The sequence below is a fragment of the Actinoplanes sp. KI2 genome (assembly GCF_025630775.1).
Classification (GTDB): domain Bacteria; phylum Actinomycetota; class Actinomycetes; order Mycobacteriales; family Micromonosporaceae; genus Actinoplanes.
The window spans coordinates 1-473 of the sequence record NZ_JAOSZE010000155.1 but is presented as its reverse complement, the minus strand read 5'-3'; the positions used below and the strand labels follow the sequence as shown (position 1 = coordinate 473).

Annotated in this window: 1 protein-coding gene; it reads right to left on the bottom strand. The window is 72.7% G+C overall.

Translation table 11 applies throughout. The features are described from left to right. Positions 1-473 (bottom strand): Na+/H+ antiporter NhaA (locus tag ODJ79_RS46740; RefSeq protein ID WP_263030205.1); only part of this gene is annotated, 473 nt, incomplete at both ends.

The window sequence follows — 473 nt, the reverse complement described above, 5'->3', positions numbered from 1 at the left end:
GCCGGATCGGACAGCGCCGACCCGAGCCCGTCGAGCCCGCCGATCGTCACACCCGCGGACAACAACGCGAAGACCGGCACCGCGACACCGGCCGAGATCGGCCGGAACCGGTGCTCGAAATGCTCCGCCAGCCCGGGAGCCGGGTCTTCACCGACCCGCGGGTGTGCCGGCGTCAGGACCGGAACGGCGAACCCGAGCAGCACCCCGGCCACCGTGGCGTGCACACCGGACGCGTGCACCAACGCCCACGCGGCGAAGGCGAGCGGGAGCAGCAGCCACCACGACCGGACCCGCCGCTGCACCAGCACCGTGAACACGCCCAACGGGATCAGCGCCGCCAGCAGCGGCAGCACAGCCAGGTGCGCCGTGTAGAACACCGCGATGATCACGATCGCGAGCAGGTCGTCGACCACCGCGAGAGTCAGCAGGAAGGTGCGCAGGGCGGTCGGCAGGCTCCGGCCGGCCACCGCCAG